Below are 20,563 nucleotides of genomic sequence, written 5' to 3'. Positions count from 1 at the left end.
CGAACACCAAATAGTTGAACTTTGTACTAACGATGTTCAGAAGTCTGTACAAGATGTTATTTACATCTACCAACAAACCTTAGAAGGCTTATTAAAAGAAGACAGGAAGAGTTTGATGAAAGTCTATAGAAAAGCTAAAAATCTGCACGAGAACTATCGTATCAAGCGCTCATATGAAGTTGTTCCTACTATAGAGACAATTCAAATTAACGAGTTGGATATAGAGCAAGAATATGTTCAAATTATAGACTATACTTACGAAATTACCAAAGCTTTAAAAATTATAACCGAATCGAGTTTGGAGCATATTTCCAATAATCACGTAGGTTTTAGCGAAAGTCAGGTTCAAGACCTTAAACTTATTGCACAACAGATGACCGAAATTTACGGCAAGTTTATAGGAATGGTTGAAAAACGCGATTATTCGGACTTTGGAGAACTTCAAAAACAAAGAGACAGTATAATAGAACTTTGCGGTAAACTAACCAAAAAACAAATTAGAAGGGTTAAGTCTAGTGAATCGGGAACGCGCAATACTATTTTGTTCCTTAATATCCTTAACGAAACTAAATATATTTCGCTACAATCTAGCAACCTGATGAAGTCGCAACGCAATATGATTGAAATTAGCCGTAAAGACGATATTATATAACTTGCCGACTAAGATTTTATATTTTTAAAATGATTGCTGTTTTACAAAAATGATATTTTTGCATTCGTAATTGCTTGTTTTTATGGTATGTTTTTTGTGCGTAAAAGTGCTGTAAATTGACAATAAAAAGTGCATGCCCGCATTGTGCAATATTTGTTAACTATCTGCTAAAACGCAAATTATAACCCAAAATGTAAGTGTTTTCTAGTTTTTTGATACTATGAAGTATTTTAAGTATGGTGTTGTTTTAAGTCGTCTCTCTGCCGAAGACACAGAGTTGCTACGAGTGAAACGTAATTCGGAAGAGATAAGGCAGTTTATGGACTACAGAGAAGACATAACACCCGAAATGCAAGCTAAATGGTTCGATAAAATAAATAACTTTAATAATTTTTATTTTATTATACAGTACAACAACGAAAAAATCGGCTTGCTACACGATAATGATATAGATTGGGAAGCTAAAACCTCCGCATCAGGCTTGTACTTATGTGAACAAAAATACATCAACACTTTTGTTCCAACATTAGTGTCGCTGTGTTCAATAGAAGTTGCTTATTATTTGCTTGGTTGGAACAAAACGACTATAAAAATTATGAACGACAACAAACAAGCTATACAATACGCAAAAATGCTCGGTTATACGGAAGATGAAAAATCCGATAACGGAAATCATAAGCACTATTACTTGTCGAAAGAGAGTTTTGAAAAAAACTGTTCTAAAATCCGAAAGGCTGCTGAAGCCCTGACACAAAATATGAAATATAAAGACGTGGGTATGCTTTTGGAGCCACAAGATTACGTTTCGGGATTGGCTCAGAAAATGGATAAAATTGTAGTCGAAAACATACCTAATGTTATCAAAACCGAAACGGAACACGGTGTTTATTACAGTTTGAAACAATTAAAAATAAATAACTAAAAAAATAATCGTAATTATATATGAAAAAAAGACCTATTGAAAATGTAGAATTAGTATTTCTTAAAGAAGAAGATTACCCTGAGTTTGAAAAAGTGATGATTTCTTCGTACGCAACAATGCCCGACACCATATGGCAAGAAAAACACTTGAAAAAACTTGTGGAAGTGTTTCCCGAAGGACAAATTGGTGTTAGAATTAACGGCAAACTTGTAGGCTGTGCACTGTCAATAATCATCGATTACTATAGTTTTCCGCTACAACACACTTACAGAGAAGTTACAGGAAATTACACATTCGATACTCACGATCCTGACGGCGATACTCTATATGGTATTGATATTTTCATTTTGCCCGACTACAGAGGTCTTAGGCTCGGCAGAAGGCTATACGACTACCGCAAAGAGCTGTGCGAAAAACAAAACTTAAAACGTATAGTTTTTGGTGGCAGATTGCCAATATATCATAAATACAAAGATGAACTTACACCACGCGAATTTTTAAGTAAAGTAAAACTCAGAGAAATTTACGACCCTGTACTTAACTTTCAAATGTCCAACGATTTTCACCCTATAAAAATACTACAGGGCTATTTGGAAGGCGACAGAGCTTCCGACGAGTATGCAGTACTCTTGGAATGGAAAAACATATACTACGAAAGTCCTCAGCCTAAAGCCGAAGTTAAAAAAAGAGTTGTACGCTTAGGACTTATACAATGGCAAATGCGTCCGTATCAAAATCTTACCGACCTTATGGTTCAGGCTGAGTATTTTATAGATGCCGTTTCCGGCTATCGCTGCGATTTTGCTTTGTTCCCCGAATTTTTTAACGCTCCGCTGATGGCAGAAAATAACCACCTGCCCGAACATGAAGCTATTAGAGAGCTTGCAGCTTATACCGACAGAATTAAACAAAAGTTTTCCGATTTCTCGGTTTCGTACAACATTAACATTATTTCGGGAAGTATGCCCGAACTTATTGACGATAAATTATATAATGCCGGTTATTTATGCAAAAGAGACGGTTCGGTTGAAAGATACGAGAAAATTCACGTAACACCCGACGAAGCCAAAGTTTGGGGCTTGCAAGGCGGCAACCAAGTTAAAGCTTTTGATACCGACTGCGGTAAAATTGGAATACTGATTTGCTACGACTCCGAATTTCCGGAACTGAGCCGTATTTTAGCCGACCAAGGTATGGATATATTGTTTGTTCCTTACCTTACCGATACTCAAAACGGTTTTTCGCGAGTACATCACTGCTCACAAGCACGTGCTATCGAAAATGAATGTTATGTGGCTATCGCAGGTAGTGTTGGCAACTTGCCGAAAGTTCACAACATGGATATTCAGTTTGCTCAATCGGCTGTATTTACGCCTTGCGATTTCCCTTTCCCGACAAGCGGTGTTAAAGCAGAAGCTACGCCCAATACCGAAATGATATTAATTGCCGACGTTGACTTAGACCTATTGAGAGAATTGAATTTGTTTGGTAGCGTTAAAAACCTTAACGACAGACGCACCGACTTGTATCAGCTTAAACTTTTGAAGTAAGATAATTCTTCTTCGGTTTTATTCCACAACCATTCGGCAATACTGTCGTTGAAAAACTTGCTTGGTAAGGGTTTGCTGTGCCTTAACTTGTATATAAATCCGGTTTGCTCGGCAGAAAATGCTTTGCAAATAGGAATAGCTCCTTTTTTGGGTTTTCTGATAAGCGGACGAAACAAAATATTGGCAAGCGGGTCGAACCAGCGATGAAGTGTTATTATTCCGGTATCGACTATTCCCGGGTCGGCGGCATTTACGTAATAATTACCTTTGGTTTTAACCGACAAACTTGCTGTAAAGTACATCAGCGCAACTTTTGAACGAGAATATGCTCCCAACTGACTGTAATTATCTGCCGATATAGAAAATAAATCCGAAGATATTTTAGTGTTATATCCTGTCAATGATTCAGTATTCACAATACTCGAAAACTTTGGCATTTCGGGAAGAAGCAATCGTGTCAGCAAATACGGACCTAAATAATTAGTAGCCAACGTGAGTTCAAAACCGTTTTCGTTTTGCTTGTACTTACGCTCTATAGTGCCTGCATTGTTAACAAGTGCCACAGGTTTTATATTGTTTCGTTTAATGGTATCAACGAAATTTATTATAGTATCAAATGAAGACAAATCTAAGGGAAGAACAGCAATTTCAGACGAACTTAATTTATACTTTTGAATGAAATCTTGCTTTATACGCTCGGCTTTATTGACGTTGCGACAAGCCATTATTACCGACTTGTTGTTTCTTAAGCAAAAATCAGTTACCTCCCGTCCCAAACCGCCGTTGGCTCCGGTAATAATTATAGGATTTTTATGCAAATTGCCGATTTCAGTCATGGTATAAAAATAAAATTTTTTTAGCTGTTTTTTGATTTTTACTTTTTAATTTTACGACCTTTCCAAACGTAACCTCTAACATTTGCCAATAATGCGATGATAGAAAGATACGTAACGTTGTACAATTCGGCAATTGGTAATACTGCAAGCAAATTTAATCTTTTTTCAAAAGATGCATATTGGTACAGCATAATTAAGTCGATTAACAGTTTTGCTAACCAAAACAATACAACACTTATTATTGTACCTTTGATAAAAAACGGTAAGAATATTGAAATGAAAAACATCAAATTCACGAAATAGTACGATACTCCTGCAATTGATACATATTTGGCATTAAAACCGCCACCTTTTGAAATCCACCTAATACGCTGATTTACAAACTTATTGAAATTGGTTTCGGCTTGGGTTTCAACTATGGTTTTATCCGATTTTAAAAATCGTATAGCCTGTTTGCCAAGCTGCTTACGGGCATTCATCATCATAAACATATCGTCGCCGGATGCATATTTCATATTTGAACTAAAACCCTTGCATTTGTCGTACAAACTGCGTGTATAAGCTATGTTGGCTCCGTTGGCTAAAACCGGATAATGTATATTTGCTGTGCTGCACGTTACGAACATTAGACTCATAAACTCAATTGCCTGCACCTTGCCAAACAAATTGGTATTGCTGCTAAAACTTACTGGAGCCATTATCATTTCAGGCTTATGTTTTATGTAATAATCGTGAATGGTATTAAGCCAAGTGCTTGGCAAATAACAGTCGGCATCGGTTGTTACGATAAGCTCGCCATTGCTAATACCAATACCTGTAGCGATTGCGTTTTTCTTACCTTCCTTTTGGTGCAGACTTAAATCCACAACTTTAATATCTAATGCATTGTAAATAGATTTTGCCTTCTCTACCTCGCTCTGAGTGCCGTCATCAGAATTATCATCAACTAAAATAACTTCAAATAAATTTTTATCCAATTCCTGATTATTGAGGCATTCTACCAACTTTAAAGCATTTTTGCTTTCGTTACGCATAGCAACAATAACGCTAAGTTTGGCAGTCTTGGCAACATTGGTGTCGCTAGTCTTAAAATTAGGCGTTTTATTCCAGCCGTAAAGCAAAACACACGCAGCCACCGCATACACAATCAATACAACAAATATGATTTTTACTAATATCATAGTATTTTATATTTATAAACTGCAAAGATACCAACCAACGACGGAATGGCAATATTTACAAACCAAATTAATGTTGAAGCTATCAATGCCGGCGAACTAATACTTTCGGGTGCGTTGAAGCCAAATCCCATAACAATACCCAACAGCACAACAGCCAACGAGCCTCTTACTCCAAAATCGGCAATGGTAAATACCGGAATTAATGCCAATCCTAAGTATATCAAGGGAATAACTATAAGTAAAACACCTCCGTATGCACCGAAACCTACTATACAAAAGCACAAATAGTACTGAAACCAAAAGATTAAATACTTGAGTAAACTCAACAAAAAAATATTAAGTAGTTTACGCCTTTGTATGCCGTATATTACTTGTGCTATGTCGTTTATTTTTGACGAAAACTTTTTCAAAAGTCTGCTCACAATCCCAAAATTGAAATAGAACAAGACAAATCCTAAGCAAAATACAAGTAAACCAAACAGAGCAATATAAGTCAAACCTACATATTTCGGGTTTTGACTAACAGTCGGAAGCAAATATTTGAACGAAAAAATTGCAAATGCCAAAATACCTACTACAAACGTAACCAAAAGCTGACTTATACCACCAACCGCCGACAACAAAATTCCCTGCGATGCTTTTGTTTTCTTTAAAATAAAAACCTTACCAAACATTTCGCCAATCCTATTGGGAGTAGCAACTCCAAATGTAATTCCACCCAACACCGATATTATCGAATTTTTTAGTGAAATTATTTCGGTTTCGGAAACAATGTACTTCCACTTGATGCTTTCTGCCAATATATTGGCAAACAACAAAACTATCAGAATAAAGACGTACAACAACTTAGTATTGCTGCCAATTATTGATAAATACAAATTGTAATACTCGTCTGCCGGAATGGAAAAAAGACGTTTCAGTACAAACCAAACAGCCAAAGCTGTTATGATAACTTTAATAACAAAACTTATGGTTTTCTTTATTTTGGTAGATAATTTCAATACTGCGTGAATTTTATGCAAATATAAAACTTATGCCTGTTTGCCGAAGGCGCTGTTAAAAAATTTTACCCTTGACCTTTAATGGTACAATTACAAACTCATTATTTAACAAAAGCATTGTGTTTTAGCGTTATATTTAAAAAAACTTATATATTTGCATATAATAAAACTCAGACTTTGAAAAACGATACGATAAAAGCCTCCGACTTAAAACTTAGCAAAGCTAAGGAACGAATTATTATGGGTATTGACCCTGGCACAAATATTATGGGTTTTAGCTTGATAAGTGTAATTGACAATAAGGTTGAACTAATTACTCTTAACGTAATAAAAATGTCGCATCACGACGACCATTACATGAAGCTGAAAGTAATATTTGAAAAGGTGCTATCAATAATCGATAATTACCATCCCGACGAAGTTGCTTTAGAAGCTCCATTTTTTGGCAAAAACGTACAAAGTATGCTCAAATTAGGTCGTTCGCAAGGTGTGGCTATGGCTGCAGCAATGTACCGCGATATTCCAATTTTTGAATATTCGCCACGTAAAATAAAACAAGCTATAACCGGCAAAGGAAGTGCATCTAAGGAACAAGTTGCAGCTATGTTAAACACAATGTACACTATACCCGAACAGCCTAAATACTTCGACGCTACCGATGCTCTTGCTGTCGCTGTTTGCCACTACTACCAACAAAAAAACAGCAAAAATCTAAAATCAGCAGGTACAAAGAAATATAACGGTTGGGCTGATTTTGTTAAAGATAATAATGATAGAGTAAAATGATTGTAAATGAATAAATTAGAAAATAAAAGAACGAGGTCGTGTTGCGTGTTGCGTGGTACGTGGTGTCCCTAAGTCTCGGGATGGTTCTCGGTTCGAGTTTCGTACCCTGCAACCCGCAACCCGCAACATTAACTAACCTCAATTGAAATAGACATATGAAAAAAACACTAACCTACATCTTACTAACTTTTTTAGCTTATACTGCTAATTCCCAAATAGTTAAAATATTTCCACCAAATCCGACCTTATCCGATACCGTAACTCTTACCTTTGATGCTACGCAAGGAAACAAAGCTCTTTGCGATATAAGGGGTCAGGTGTTTGTTCATACCGGACTGATTACTTCGGAGAGTAGTGATAACTCCGAATGGAAATTTGTGTCCACCAAATGGAACGCAAATGACTCAACAACTCTTATGAAATCGGTTGAAAAAAACATCTACACGTATAGGTTTACCATAAATTCTTTGTACAAGCCACACGCCAATACAAAAATTGAAAAGTTGGCTTTTGTTTTCAGAAACCACGACGGTAGCAGAGTTGCAAAAAACTCCGATGAAACCGATATTATCATCAATATAAACGACCCAGAAGTTGAATTAAAAAATCAACTAATAAAGAAACAAAAATCTAAACTCATAAACATTGAGCAAAGTACCGACAAATGGACAATTGAGACGACTAAGGGCTTTGTAGTTGTAAAACCGTATTCTAACGATGTTGTCGAAGTCAGTTTTCAGAAACAAAAAGACTCCGAATTGCCTAAGTCGCACGCCGTTATTGCCGAGCCCAAAATTGTAAACACTCTATTTTACAAAATGGATAATTACAGCGCAATACAAATGGGCAAAAATCAGATAGTTATAAATCATGAGCCATTTTATTTGAGTTTTATTAATGACGGCGATACTCTAATGAAAGAAGAGAGCGGTTTTTTTGCTCAAGATTTTGGTGTTGGTGTTCGTTTCAAAATTGATGACAACGAAGAGATTTACGGAGCCGGCGAACGCTCATTTCCTATGAACAGAAGGGGAAACAGATTTTTATTGTACAATCGTCCGCATTATTTTTACGAAATGGGTGCAGAAGTTTTAAACTACTCAGTTCCTCTGATTTTTTCGTCGAAAAATTACGCTTTCCTTTGGGATAATCCTCAAAAAGGATATGTTGATATTGGCAAAGCCGAACCCAACATAGTTGAATGGCAAGCCATTGGCGGCACAACCCGATATTATTTTATTACAGGAGATAAATTCTCAGATCTTGTACAAAATTACGTTTCGCTTACCGGCTATCAGGAAATGCCTCCGCGATGGGCATTGGGAAATCTCCAAAGTCGCATGGCGTACAGAAGCCAGTACGAAACCGACAGCATTTTAAAACTTATGCAGGAAAAAGATTTTCCGGTAGATGCAATGATTATCGACTTTTATTGGTTCGGCGATAGTATCAAAGGTCACTTGGGAAAATTAGATTGGTACAAAAAAGAGTGGCACAATCCCGAAAAAATGATTAAAGATTTTAAAAATAAAGGAGTCAAAACAATAATCATCACGGAACCGTATATAATTGACACAGTCAAGAATTTTATAGATGCCGAAAATCACGATATTTTTGTTAAAAACGCATTGGGCGAAACGTACATAGACACCAACTTTTACTTTGGCAACGGCAGTTTGATAGACATATTCAAACCCGAAGCAAGAGAATGGTTTTGGGAAAAGTACAACGCACAAATTAAAAAAGGAATTGCCGGTTGGTGGGGCGATTTGGGTGAACCCGAAAGTCATCCTTCCGATATTGTTCACGTAAACGGCAGTGCCGACGAAGTTCACAATATATACGGACATTATTGGGACAAGATGTTGTACGACAAATATTGCGAACATTATCCCGACGTCAGATTGTTTCACTTACAGCGTTCTGGCTATGCCGGCTCACAGCGATACAGCGCCTACCCATGGACTGGTGATGTTGCTCGCACTTGGGGCGGTTTGCAAGCACAGCTGCCCTTACTGCTCACAATGAGTATAAGCGGTTTGGGCTATATCCACTCCGATGCCGGTGGCTTTGCTCTCGGCGAAGCCGACGACGAACTTTACACACGCTGGTTGCAATTCGCTTGCTTTACTCCTATTCTTCGTCCTCACGGCTCAGGAATCCCCAGCGAACCCGTTTATTGGTCTGAAAGCTCGCAGGATATTGTGCGCAGATACATCAAACTTCGCTACGCAATGTTACCGTACAACTACACTCTCGTATATCAAAACTGCACCACCGGAAAACCTCTGATGGCTCCGCTGTTTTACTATTATCCCGAAGATGAAAATGCCAGAAAAGTTGAAGACCAATTTATGTGGGGAAGCCAGTTTTTAATTGCTCCCGTAATCGAAAAAGGACAAACTAATCGCGATATTTATTTGCCGAAAGGCAATTGGATAGATTTTTTCACCCTTAAAACTTACGAAGGTGAGAGAAATATCAATTATTCCTTAACTTTAGACGATATTCCTATTTTTGTTAAAGAAGGAAGTATTATTCCGCTTACAGAACCTTTAAGTTCAACAGATTATTATAAATCGGACAATTGGACTATAAGATATTATCCAAGCGAAACAAAAACATCTTATACACAGTTTGAAGACGACGGTATTACGCGTAACACAGTCGAGAAAAATCAATTTGAACTAATTTTTTACAATGCACATAAAGATAATAATGCAATTCACATAAACGTCTCAAAAACAGGCAAATGGGAAAATATGCCTAAGGAAAGAAAATTGGAATTTGAAATATTTTCAGATGCGCCCGCCGCTTCTGTTGAAGTAAACGGAATTATTTTAAAACCCGAACAATATTTTTATTCCGATATGTTCATAAGAATTCCTTACCTTTGGAAAGAAAATACAATCAACATTAAAATTACTAAATAAATACCATGCTAAAAATGAACAAAACAATATTAATCGTATTAGGTCTGGGCATTGCAATACTTGCATCTTGCTCCGGCAAAAAACAAAACAAGGCTATTGAACCTCGTTATCCTTCGTGGGCTAAAAATAACGTAATTTACGAAGTAAACGTCAGACAATACACGCCCGAAGGCACTTTCGATGCTTTTTCAGAACATTTGGAACAACTCAAAGATTTGGGAGTTGATATTTTGTGGTTTATGCCTATCAACCCAATTGGCGAAGAAAACAGAAAAATTCCCGAAGGATATACCGAAAGTTTGGGAAGTTACTACTCTATAACCGATTACAAAGCTGTTAATCCCGAATTTGGCGACCTCGACGACTTTAAGGACTTAGTTGAAAAAGCCCACGAAATGGGTTTTAAAGTTATTTTAGATTGGGTCGCAAATCACACCGCTTGGGATCATTATTGGGTTGAAGAACATCCCGATTGGTATCAGAAAGACTCGCTTGGCGAAATGATTTCGCCATACGACTGGACTGACGTTGTTTCATTAAATTACGACAACAAAGATTTGAGAAAAGAAATGATTTCGTGTATGAAATTTTGGGTAGAAGAATGCGATATTGACGGTTTCCGCTGCGATGTTGCCGGAATGGTTCCTGCCGATTTTTGGGAGGAAGCAAGAGTGCAACTTGATGCCATAAAACCAATGTTTATGCTTGCAGAAGACGAGCAAACTTCAAGCATTTACGAAAAAGCTTTTGATGCAGCTTACGGCTGGGAACTTCATCACATTTTCCATCAAATTGCTTTGGGCAAAATGACTGCAACCAATATTATCGACTATCACTTGAAAATGGATACCGCATTCCAAAAACAAGCTATGAAAATGAACTTTGTTACCAACCACGACGAAAACTCGTGGAACGGAACTATTTTGGAAAAATTTGGCAAAAACGCTGATAATTTTGCTGTTCTAACATACACATTGCCCGGAATGCCGCTTATTTATAGCGGTCAGGAAGCCAATTTCGACAAACGTCTGCAATTCTTTGTTAAAGATACTATCGACTGGTCAGATGCATCGTTAGTGCCATTTTACAAAACACTCAACGATTTCAAACACAATAACGAAATTGTGGCAAATCCACCCGAAGGCGGCAATATTAACTTTATTCAAAATATTGAATGGAATAATGTACTTTGCTTCACTCGTTCGTTAGACGATAATACCTTGCTTTGCATAACTAATTTATCGGAACAAGAGCAAACAATAAAACTTCACACCATAGATTTTGATAAAGAATTTGTAAATATCTTTACAAACGAAACGATAAAAGTTAATAAAGACACCGAGTTTACTATACCTGCGCACTCATATATGATTTTAAATCATAAATAGTAAAATTTGATTTGCGTATCGGAAAAATAGTACCTTTGTAAAAAATTGTTTAACAGCCAAAAAAACTAGTCAAGATGTAGAAAATTCTTTTTGTAAATAAACTAAATAAAAGACAAGTCTTTTTTATAAATTCATTAACAATATCAAAATCAACAATTTACATATAAGAATAAATTATAAATAGTATCTACATGGAAATACTGATAATTTTACTATTAATTCTACTAAACGGCTTTTTTTCATTATCCGAAATTGCTTTAGTATCGAGCAAAGAAACTCGTATAGAGCAATTAAAAAAGGAAGGTAGCAAAAGAGCGTCAACCGCTTTGCAATTAATTGGCAATTCCGAAAACTTTCTTTCGTCGGTACAAGTTGGCATAACACTTATAGGCATTATCAACGGTGCGTTTGGAGGTACAATGTTGGCTGGAGATTTAGCTCCTTTAATCGAAAAGTTAGGAGTTTCGTCGGTATGGTCGTACAAAATATCAATGATAGTAATTGTAGTATTAATTACTTACGTATCGATAGTTATAGGCGAACTTGTCCCAAAAACCGTAGCTCTCAACAATCCCGAAAAAGTAGCAATAAGAGTAGCTCCTTTTATTGCGTTCTTTTCAAAACTGTTTTATCCGTTTGTTAAAATATTAGCATCTTCAACCAAATTTATCAACAACCTACTTGGTGTTAAAGAACGCGAAGATTTTGTTACCGAAGCCGAACTTCGCCAAATGATTAGAAATGCAACAATAGAAGGGGTTATAGAAGAAGGACAAAATGAAATGCATGAAAAACTGTTTCACTTTTCCGACAAAAAAGCTAAGCACCTTATGACACACCGCACCGACGTGCAATGGATAGACCTTAACGACGACGAAGATGAAATTTTAGAAAAACTGCATAGCTTCCAACACTCAAAAATAGTGTGCTGCGAAGAATCTCTCGACGAATTTAAAGGAATACTTGTAATGAGAGATTTCTACAAGGCTTTGGCTAATAATTCAAAAATTAATATTGCAGAAATGATGATAAAACCTATTGTGGTTTTTGAAAATTCATCAGCAACGGTAGTCTTGGAAGAACTTAGGAAAGATAAAAACCTCTTTTGTATTGTTGTTGACGAGTACGGCGACTTTGAAGGGATTATTACTCTGCAAGATATTTTGGAAAATATTGTTGGATACATTGTCGATGAAGACGATGATATGGAAGAACCCGACTACTTTATCAGAGAAGATAAATCGGTGTTGGTTAGCGGAGATGCTCCTATAGAAATTTTGGAAGATTTTATCAATAACTTTGAGATAGATTTTGAAGTCATCGACTACTCAACCGTTGCCGGCTTTGTTATCAATTTGTTGGGCAGAATACCAAAAATAGGCGATAAAGTCGTGTACAACACTTACGATATTGAAATTGTCGACATGGACGGAAATAGAATAGATAAAATACTGATTACCAATAAGGAAAAAGAAGAAGTGGAAGAGTAAATAGTGATTGGTGGTGAGTGATGGGTGATGGGTGATTTTAGCCATACTCAGCCAACAGCCAAGAGCCAAGAGCCAAGAGCCAACTTCGGTCTTCCGTCTTCGGATTTCCAATTTTTAATAAAGTTAACTTAGTACAAAAACAATGGGATTCAAAACACCTGAAAAAATAGTTGATTACGTAGATACCATTGCCGAAACCAAAAGGCAAACTCCTGCAAATAAGACTTTTGTAGCTGCAATTTTAGGCGGTGCTTATATTGCAATAGGTAGTTTATTGGCTTTAATTATTGGTGGAAATCTACCCGGATTAGAAGTCCACAATGTCGGTATTCAGAAGTTTGTTTTCGGTGCTGTTTTCCCGCTAGGTCTTGTTTTGGTTGGCATTGCAGGAGCCGAATTATTTACCGGAAACACAGCTTACTTCATGCCTTCGGTATTGTCTAAACAAATGAAATGGGGTGTTCCTCTTAAAAATTGGACAATTGTTTACATAGGCAACTTAGTCGGCTCGTTGGTTGTGGCTTGGCTTTTCACTTATTACACAAAAATCATAGACGGAACACATGCCATGCAATATGCAATAAATATTGGTGAGTTGAAAACAAGCACTTCTTTCGGAATATTATTGGTAAAAGGTGCCGTATGTAATTGGTTGGTAGCCTTGGCAATGTGGATGTCGTTTGCTGCCGAAGATATTGCAGGCAAATTTCTGGTACTTTGGTTCCCGATAATGGCTTTCGTATCGATGGGATATGAGCACTCGGTAGCAAATATGTTTTTCATACCAACAGCTATCTTTCACGGAGCCAACGTAACTTGGTATCAGTTTTTTGTAAACAACTTAATACCCGTAACCTTAGGAAACATAATAGGTGGCGGATTTTTTGTAGGTACGGCGTATTGGTATATTTATAAGAAATGATTATTGGTGGTGGGTGAATGGTGTTTGGTGGTGAGTGATGGGTGATGAGTGCGAGATTTTCGGTCGCTGAGTGCCGAAGGCGTATCGAAGTGCCGAAAATCTCGGAACTAATTGTTAATTACTAATTACCCATAACTCGCAACCCGCACCACGTAACTCGCAACCCGCACCATCCCGAAACTTCGGGACAACCCGCAACTCAAAACCTCGCTGCATTCCCACTATCATTCTTACTCAAATAATACTGCTTCAAAAGACCGTTAACTCTTTTGTTACTTGCATCTATGCTATGAGCTTTTTCTAGATATTTAACTGCTTGCAAGGTGTCGGTTTTCATCAAATAATAAATGCCGTTTTGTTCGTAAGCGTGAGGTAATTCCGGATTTAATTCAATAAATTTATCCATAACCATAATTGCCGAATCTGTGTAACTGAGTTTGTTGTAGGTCGTTGATAAGTTATAGAAAGCTCTGTAATCGTGCTTTTTTATTTCGGCAGCCTTTTTAAAACCAACTAAAGCTTTTGCATAATCTGATTTCTGGAAGTAAGCATATCCCAAATTATACCAACCATCGGCAAAATCGGGTTTTATTGTTACGGCACGCCTAAATTGCTCTATCGCCTTATCCTGGTTGTTTTGAGCCATTGAATAAACCTCACCCAAAGAGTTAATTGCATCAATATAGTTTGAATCTATACTTATGGCATTACTCAAGTGTTTTATAATTTTTTCCTGCTGTGTTACATTGTACTGCGGATTATTTTTACCCATATCTCGCACATACTCAGTTTTCAGATGAGAAGCATAAAAATAATTGGCTTTCGCCGATTTTTCGGCGTATCTAATATCTTTCTTGAATAATGTCTCCTCCGATTTCCAATCTTTATTTCTATCAATTGTCTTAACTGTATAAGGAATAATAACAATAAGAGCCAACAATAAGCTATACCACTTTTTCTCAGTAGCAATTTGAACATCGGGCTTTATTTTCAGAATTTTATAGATAAAGTAAACCAAAATTGCAGCAAAAGCTATAGACGAAATAAAAGTATATCGTTCGGCAATTATACCGGGTACAATACTCAAAACGTTTGAATACGTTGACATTACAGCCACGTAAAAGATTAGGAAAAACGAAACAATTTTGTTTTTCTTAAATAATACAAGAGCCAATATCAGCAAACCCAAGTGAATTAGTATTGACACTATTGCCAACGGATGCAAGATGTTTCCTATTGGAACCATATTGTATCCGTAGTAATAAATAAGCGGATGCGGAAATAAAAGCATTTTCAAGTAATACAAAAGTCCTATCATACCTGTGCCGACTTTGTCAAAAATATTACCTTCGACAAACAGCGGATTTTCGTAGTACAAATAAGGACGAGAAACCGTACCGAAAGCGTAAAACTCAAAATAAGCGAACACAATCATCGGTATCAGCAGGGCTAAAGCAACCCACAAAATACGCTTTCCCCTTAAATTTTTAAATAAATACAAACTTAGTGGAACTAAAAGGAAAAACGAAGGTGTAGAATATTTGCTTATATTGCTTAAAAAGTAAATACACGATGCTATTATCAAATGTTTAAACTTGTGCGTTTCGGCATATTTGATGAAAAATATAAGCGAAACAAGAGCGAAAATCAGAGCTAATATTTCTTCTCGGTTCTTCAAACTTGCAACTACTTCGGTATGTAAGGGATGAGAAGCCCAAATCAGAACAAGCAAAAACGAAAACCATTTGTATTTATCCCCAAATAATTTATTCAGAACTACAAACAGCAAAATAAGCGATAAAGCGTAGTACAATACGTTAAAAAGATGCTGTGGCTTTGGATTATCACCAAAAAGCTCATGTTCTATAGCAAAAGTAATCTGAGCCATAGGACGGTAGCCAAAGCTAAGCTCACCGTCTCCGCCTTCGGCGTATATTGACACGTACTGCGACGTTAATATTTTAGGAATCGCCTTTATACCCTTTTGTACCTTTTCGTTCTTGTACGTAACGTAGGTGTCGTCCAACGAATACCCGTTTTGCAAAGTATTGCCGTAGAGAATAAATGCAAAAACCACGAAAACTATATAAAATACAAAGTTGTAACGCTTATTATTAACTATTTTTTTAGCCATGATGAAATATTTTGTGAGTACAAAGGTAAATAAAAACAGTGTTTGTTTGAATAAAATATTTGGTGGTGGGTGGATGGTGATGGGTGATGGGTGGTCGGTGAGTGGTGGGGTGAGTCAATGAGCAATGAGCAATGAACAATGAGCAATTACTAATTGATAATTGAATATTGCCCGCAACACGTAGCAACTCCTAACTTCTAATTTCTAATTTCTAATTTCAGAAAACCCGCAACCCGAACCACGTAACCCGCATTAGCCAATAGCTAACAGCCAAAAGCCAATGGCTAACAACTTCTACAACTCAATAGTCCCCACATTCGTACTATCAACACCGGTACTATCCGGTTCAGGAATATTTGTTTTTTGTTTACTTTTAGGATGAACTTCCTTCTTTATCTCTTTGTAATACTTACTCACAAACGGAAACACACTAGGAGCTATTTTTACAATCGGTTTGTACATTATAGAATTTTGCCTCGCTTTATTTTTAATAATTGTACGATTGACGTCGTATTTATTAATTACAAACAAAATACAACTTGCAATAAACGCACCTGTAAGTAAGCCCAAAATCATTCCGGCTATTCTGTTTAAGAAACCGAGACCTACTGTTTTTAATATATTTGAAAGCCATCCTCCAATAAGTATAATCAGTACAACAACAATAATAAAGCTAACGAAAAATGCAACTATCTGTATTGTACCTTCCGATGCATTAACAATAAATCTCTTTAAAATATTTGCAGTAATATACGAGTACCTTAATGCAACGTACAATGCAGCAATCCACGCTATTAAAGATGTAATGCTGATAATTAGTCCTTTACGATAACCGTTTATCAAAAACAGTATTAAAAAAGCTCCTAAAATAATGTCTAAAACGTTCATAACTATTGGTTTATATTGTTAATAATTTAAGCCGTAACAAACTCTTTAAGCTCCGCATTGTCGGAAGTCAAAATCGATTTATTATCGCCTTGCCACCATATTTTTCCGTTATACATAAAAAACACTTTCTCGCCAATACGCATCACCGATTTCATATCGTGAGTAACCACAACCGTTGTAATTTTAAGTTCATCGGTTAATTCTTTGATTAGTTCATCAATAAGTTTGGCGGTAATAGGGTCTAATCCTGAGTTGGGCTCGTCGCAGAATAAATATTTTGGTTTTAGTGCTATAGCACGCGCAATACCCACACGCTTTTTCATGCCACCGCTCAGTTCCGAAGGATATTTTTTGTTTACATTATGCAAATTCACACGGTTTAAGCAAAAATTAACCCTTTCTAATTTCTCTTTGTAGCTAAAATTGGTAAACATATTAAGCGGAAACATAACATTTTCTTCTGCCGTAAGCGAGTCGAACAAAGCACCGCCCTGAAACAACATGCCTATATCTTTTCTAAACTTATTAAGTTCCACTTCGTCTATATTGTTTATTTTTTCCCCGTTAAATAAAATATTGCCACTGTCGGGTTCCAAAAGTCCTACTATGCACTTAAGCAAAACCGTTTTACCCATACCGCTTTGTCCTATAACCAAATTGGTAATACCCTTATCGAATGTTGCCGAAACATTGTCGAGAACCAAATTATCATCAAACGACTTGTATAAATTTTCAACAACTATCATGACAAAAATAATTGGGTAAGTACAAGGTTGGAAATAATAATCGTGATACTGCTATAAATAACCGCATTGGTGCTAGCCTTAGCAACTTCAAGAGAGCCGCCCCTAACGTTGTAGCCGAAGTACGCCGAAATAGATGAGATAATAAACGCAAACACTACAGTTTTTACCAAAGCATAATATACATCATACATTTTAAAAAACGACCTAACGCCGTATATATAATCTCCCGATGTAAAAGCTCCTGTCAAAACACCTATCAGCCAACCACCAAATACGGCTAATATCATACTCATCATAATTAGCAAAGGATTTACAAGCATAAAAGCTACTATTTTAGGCAGTATTAAGTAAGTACTTGAATTGACACCCATAATTTCTAAAGCATCTATTTGCTCGGTAACACGCATTGTACCTATTCCGGAAGCAATTGATGAGCCAACAGTGCCAGCCAAAAGAATGCTTATTAAAGTCGGCGAAAATTCCAACACAACACTCTGACGTGTGGCAAATCCTATGGTATATCTGGGTATAAACGGAAAATCGATGTTAAACGCCATTTGTAGCGAAACAACTGCTCCCATAAAAAGAGATATAATCGCTACTATAAGCACCGACTCTTTTCCAATATTGTAAAACTCGGTATAAATCTGACGGGTATATATTTTCCTGTTCTGCGGTCTCTGAAAAACCGACCGCAACATCATAAAATACTTTCCTATATGATATAAAAAGTTCATCAGACTGCTAAAGTAAATATTTTTACGTTACCGACGATGAAAACGGGTTAAAATTGTGTTTGGTGGTGGGTGATGGGTGCGAGTTTTCGGTCGCTGAGTGCCGAAGGCGTATCGAAGTGCCGAAAATCTCGGGACTAATTGTTAATTGATAATTGCCAGAAACACGCAACACGCAACCCGTCCCGAAACTTCGGGACAACCCGCAACCCGAACCACGCAACCCGAACCCCCCCCGCTACCGCACGATTGCATCGTGTGGTAATTGTTTCTGAAAGTATTAACTTGTTAAACCCCCTGCTCTCGCTTCTAAGAAAATTGATAATTACTAATTGTTAATTGATAATTGCCAGAAACACGCAACCCGCAACCCGTCCCGAAACTTCGGGACAACTCGTAACTCGTAACTCGCAACACGCAACCCGAAACCCGCAACCCGAACCACGTAACCCGCAGCAACTTCTAATTTCTAACTTCTAATTTCAGAAAACCCCCGCTACCGCACGATTGCATCGTGTGGTAATTGTTTCTGAAAGTATTAACTTGTTAAACCCTCTGCTCTCGCTTCTAAGAAAATTGATAATTACTAATTGTTAATTGATAATTGCCAGAAGCTCACAACCCGCAACACATCCCGAAACTTCGGGACAACCCGAAACCCGCAACTCGCACCTCGCAACACGTAACACGTAACACGCAACACGCAACACGTAACCCGCAACCCGCCAAAAGCCAACGGCTAACAGCCAAAAGCTAATTTTTAGTTGCTAATTGCAAAAATTATTTTACTTTTGTAGGACTAACACGCAAAAATTACTAAATAAAGTATGAAAAGACCTCGCATCACTTTAAATAAAATATTATTTGCTATATTTTTTCTGTTAATAACATCAACATTTATGAGCTGTGCAACGAGCAAACATCGCACTTACCGCAATCGCCACGTACCTTCTACGAAACGCAACGGATGCGGTTGCTACATCATAAACGAACAAAACGAAAATTTACAACAAATAACCTTTCACAACGATAATACTAAAGGTATTGAAACAACACTCATCGCCAAACAATAACAATATTTACAGCTTTTTTCCTGAAAAATCTAGGAAAAAGGTAAAAGATATTGTCGAAAGTTCAAATTTTAACTTAGAGTTTACAACTTTTCGAAAATCGAATAACAGGCGTTTTGGAGTTTTTATTTCAAAAATCGGCGAAGCTGTGCCTACCATAAAAATCTCCAAAAACTTAGGTCAGTACACTACACTTTTAGTATTTATTCACGAGTACGCACATTACGCTAATTGGTGTCAGAACAAACATAAAGTCAAGCCACACGGCAAAGAGTGGAAAATGCTGTTTCTAACATATCTGATGGATTTCATAAATGATGATATTTTTCCTTCGGAAATAAAAAAGGCTATTTCGGAAGATGTGAAAAAATGCTTAGGCGCTACTATTTTTTCAAACGAAAAAGTAGTTAAAGCCGTAATGCTGTTCGAAGACATTCCGGGCTTTCCGAAAGACGGACAAAAAATAGTTGATGACGTTGGAATAAACGAAGAATTTAGTCTTTCTAACGGAATTAGATACAAGATGTTGAAAAAACGCCGAAAAAACGGTCTTTGTAAAAATCTTTCTAACAATAAATTGTATTTAGTGCCGTTAAAACGTATAGCTTTGGAATAAACTTTAAAATATTGAGATTTTTTAAGTCTAAATAGACAAAAACTTCATATTTTTGAAAAAAATTTTGCTGATATGTAGAAAACAAATTTAATGTCGAACATAAAATTATAACGAACTATGAACGAGAATTACTATGCTGTTATAATGGCTGGTGGCGTTGGTAGCCGATTCTGGCCCCTGAGTAGAGAAAACAAACCCAAACAATTTTTAGATATTTTGGGTACAGGCGAAACCTTACTACAACAAACTTTCAGGCGACTTAGGCAGTTTTGTAAGCCCGAAAATATTTTAATCGTTACTCACGCAAGTTTCAACGACATTGTAAAAGAACAAGTTCCGGAAATTATCAGCAAAAATATTTTGCTAGAACCCATGCGTAAAAATACTGCTCCCTGTATTGCTTACGCAACCTATAAAATTATCGAAAAAAACCCCAATGCTGTTGTTGCTGTAATGCCTTCCGACCATATAATTTTGAGAGAAGATGTGTTTACAAAAACCGTTACAACCGCAATGAAACATGCCGAATTGGACGACAAAATTATAACTCTGGGAATTACCCCAAGTCGCCCCGAAACAGGCTACGGATACATTCAGTACAAACAAAAGGGAGACCAAAGCAACGAAATCAGAAAGGTAAAGACTTTTACCGAAAAACCGCAATATGAACTCGCCGTCAAATTTATCGATAGTGGCGATTGCCTTTGGAATGCC

Annotated in this window: 18 protein-coding genes; 11 read left to right on the top strand and 7 right to left on the bottom strand. The window is 36.7% G+C overall.

The window, feature by feature from the left end; translation table 11 throughout:
- From PHP31_07765 to PHP31_07755, 3 genes are all read left to right on the top strand, one after another.
- Positions 1-652, top strand: a 652-nt coding sequence (locus PHP31_07765) for an inorganic phosphate transporter (protein ID MDD3739173.1), incomplete at its 5' end; no start/stop codon positions are given.
- A gap of 220 nt (positions 653-872) precedes the next feature.
- Positions 873-1,574 (top strand): GNAT family N-acetyltransferase, encoded by a 702-nt coding sequence (locus tag PHP31_07760; protein ID MDD3739172.1) that lies wholly within the window; start codon positions 873-875, stop codon positions 1,572-1,574.
- A 20-nt stretch (positions 1,575-1,594) separates the two neighbouring features.
- The gene (locus tag PHP31_07755) at positions 1,595-3,124 is read left to right on the top strand and encodes a bifunctional GNAT family N-acetyltransferase/carbon-nitrogen hydrolase family protein (protein MDD3739171.1); all 1,530 of its coding nucleotides are present in this window, start codon (positions 1,595-1,597) and stop codon (positions 3,122-3,124) included.
- Here the strand turns inward: PHP31_07755 and PHP31_07750 are convergent.
- Genes PHP31_07750 through PHP31_07740 form a run of 3 tightly spaced genes read right to left on the bottom strand, consistent with a single transcriptional unit; the run spans position 3,103 to position 6,142 of the window.
- A complete protein-coding gene (locus PHP31_07750; GenBank protein MDD3739170.1) occupies positions 3,103-3,960 on the bottom strand; it encodes an SDR family NAD(P)-dependent oxidoreductase in 858 nt (285 codons plus the stop codon). The genes PHP31_07755 and PHP31_07750 overlap by 22 nt on opposite strands.
- 38 nt (positions 3,961-3,998) lie before the next feature.
- A complete protein-coding gene (locus PHP31_07745) occupies positions 3,999-5,141 on the bottom strand; it encodes a glycosyltransferase (GenBank protein ID MDD3739169.1) in 1,143 nt (380 codons plus the stop codon).
- A complete protein-coding gene (locus PHP31_07740; protein ID MDD3739168.1) occupies positions 5,138-6,142 on the bottom strand; it encodes a lysylphosphatidylglycerol synthase domain-containing protein in 1,005 nt (334 codons plus the stop codon). The genes PHP31_07745 and PHP31_07740 overlap by 4 nt, the downstream gene beginning before the upstream one ends.
- A 240-nt stretch (positions 6,143-6,382) precedes the next feature.
- Between PHP31_07740 and ruvC the strand changes: the two genes are divergently transcribed.
- The 5 genes from ruvC to PHP31_07715 all read left to right on the top strand — a co-directional run bounded on the left by ruvC (position 6,383) and on the right by PHP31_07715 (position 13,661).
- Positions 6,383-6,928, top strand: coding sequence for a crossover junction endodeoxyribonuclease RuvC (gene ruvC / locus PHP31_07735; protein ID MDD3739167.1), 546 nt, complete (start codon positions 6,383-6,385; stop codon positions 6,926-6,928).
- A gap of 155 nt (positions 6,929-7,083) precedes the next feature.
- Entirely contained in the window at positions 7,084-9,861 is a 2,778-nt protein-coding gene (locus tag PHP31_07730) for a glycoside hydrolase family 31 protein (protein MDD3739166.1), read from the top strand.
- Positions 9,862-9,875: 14 nt separating this feature from the next.
- Positions 9,876-11,249 (top strand): alpha-amylase family glycosyl hydrolase, encoded by a 1,374-nt coding sequence (locus PHP31_07725; protein MDD3739165.1) that lies wholly within the window; start codon positions 9,876-9,878, stop codon positions 11,247-11,249.
- A gap of 191 nt (positions 11,250-11,440) precedes the next feature.
- Positions 11,441-12,739, top strand: coding sequence for a hemolysin family protein (locus PHP31_07720; GenBank protein MDD3739164.1), 1,299 nt, complete (start codon positions 11,441-11,443; stop codon positions 12,737-12,739).
- Positions 12,740-12,881: 142 nt separating this feature from the next.
- Complete coding sequence (locus PHP31_07715) at positions 12,882-13,661, top strand: formate/nitrite transporter family protein (protein MDD3739163.1); 780 nt, start codon at positions 12,882-12,884, stop codon at positions 13,659-13,661.
- A gap of 199 nt (positions 13,662-13,860) precedes the next feature.
- Here the strand turns inward: PHP31_07715 and PHP31_07710 are convergent, their stop codons facing one another.
- The 4 genes from PHP31_07710 to PHP31_07695 all read right to left on the bottom strand — a co-directional run bounded on the left by PHP31_07710 (position 13,861) and on the right by PHP31_07695 (position 18,166).
- Positions 13,861-15,795, bottom strand: a complete 1,935-nt coding sequence (locus PHP31_07710; protein MDD3739162.1) for a tetratricopeptide repeat protein — start codon at positions 15,793-15,795, stop codon at positions 13,861-13,863.
- A 294-nt stretch (positions 15,796-16,089) separates the two neighbouring features.
- Positions 16,090-16,683: a CvpA family protein gene (locus tag PHP31_07705; protein MDD3739161.1), complete on the bottom strand. Its 594-nt coding sequence runs from the start codon at positions 16,681-16,683 to the stop codon at positions 16,090-16,092.
- A 26-nt stretch (positions 16,684-16,709) separates the two neighbouring features.
- A complete protein-coding gene (locus PHP31_07700) occupies positions 16,710-17,429 on the bottom strand; it encodes an ATP-binding cassette domain-containing protein (protein ID MDD3739160.1) in 720 nt (239 codons plus the stop codon).
- Positions 17,426-18,166 carry an ABC transporter permease gene (locus PHP31_07695; GenBank protein ID MDD3739159.1) on the bottom strand — a complete coding sequence of 247 codons (741 nt, stop codon included), beginning with the start codon at positions 18,164-18,166 and terminating at the stop codon, positions 17,426-17,428. The genes PHP31_07700 and PHP31_07695 overlap by 4 nt, the downstream gene beginning before the upstream one ends.
- Positions 18,167-18,990: 824 nt before the next feature.
- Here PHP31_07695 and PHP31_07690 point away from each other — a divergent pair.
- The 3 genes from PHP31_07690 to PHP31_07680 form a co-directional block, all read left to right on the top strand.
- On the top strand, positions 18,991-19,236 hold the full coding sequence (locus tag PHP31_07690) for a hypothetical protein (protein MDD3739158.1): 246 nt from the start codon (positions 18,991-18,993) through the stop codon (positions 19,234-19,236).
- The gene (locus PHP31_07685; protein MDD3739157.1) at positions 19,208-19,849 is read left to right on the top strand and encodes a SprT-like domain-containing protein; all 642 of its coding nucleotides are present in this window, start codon (positions 19,208-19,210) and stop codon (positions 19,847-19,849) included. The genes PHP31_07690 and PHP31_07685 overlap by 29 nt, the downstream gene beginning before the upstream one ends.
- A gap of 117 nt (positions 19,850-19,966) precedes the next feature.
- On the top strand, positions 19,967-20,563 hold a 597-nt coding region (locus tag PHP31_07680), incomplete at its 3' end, for a mannose-1-phosphate guanylyltransferase (protein MDD3739156.1).

It is taken from the genome of Lentimicrobiaceae bacterium, assembly GCA_028697555.1.
Lineage (GTDB): Bacteria > Bacteroidota > Bacteroidia > Bacteroidales > UBA4417 > UBA4417.
The sequence above is the reverse complement of the archived record's forward strand: the minus strand, read 5'-3'. Positions and strand labels throughout refer to the sequence as shown.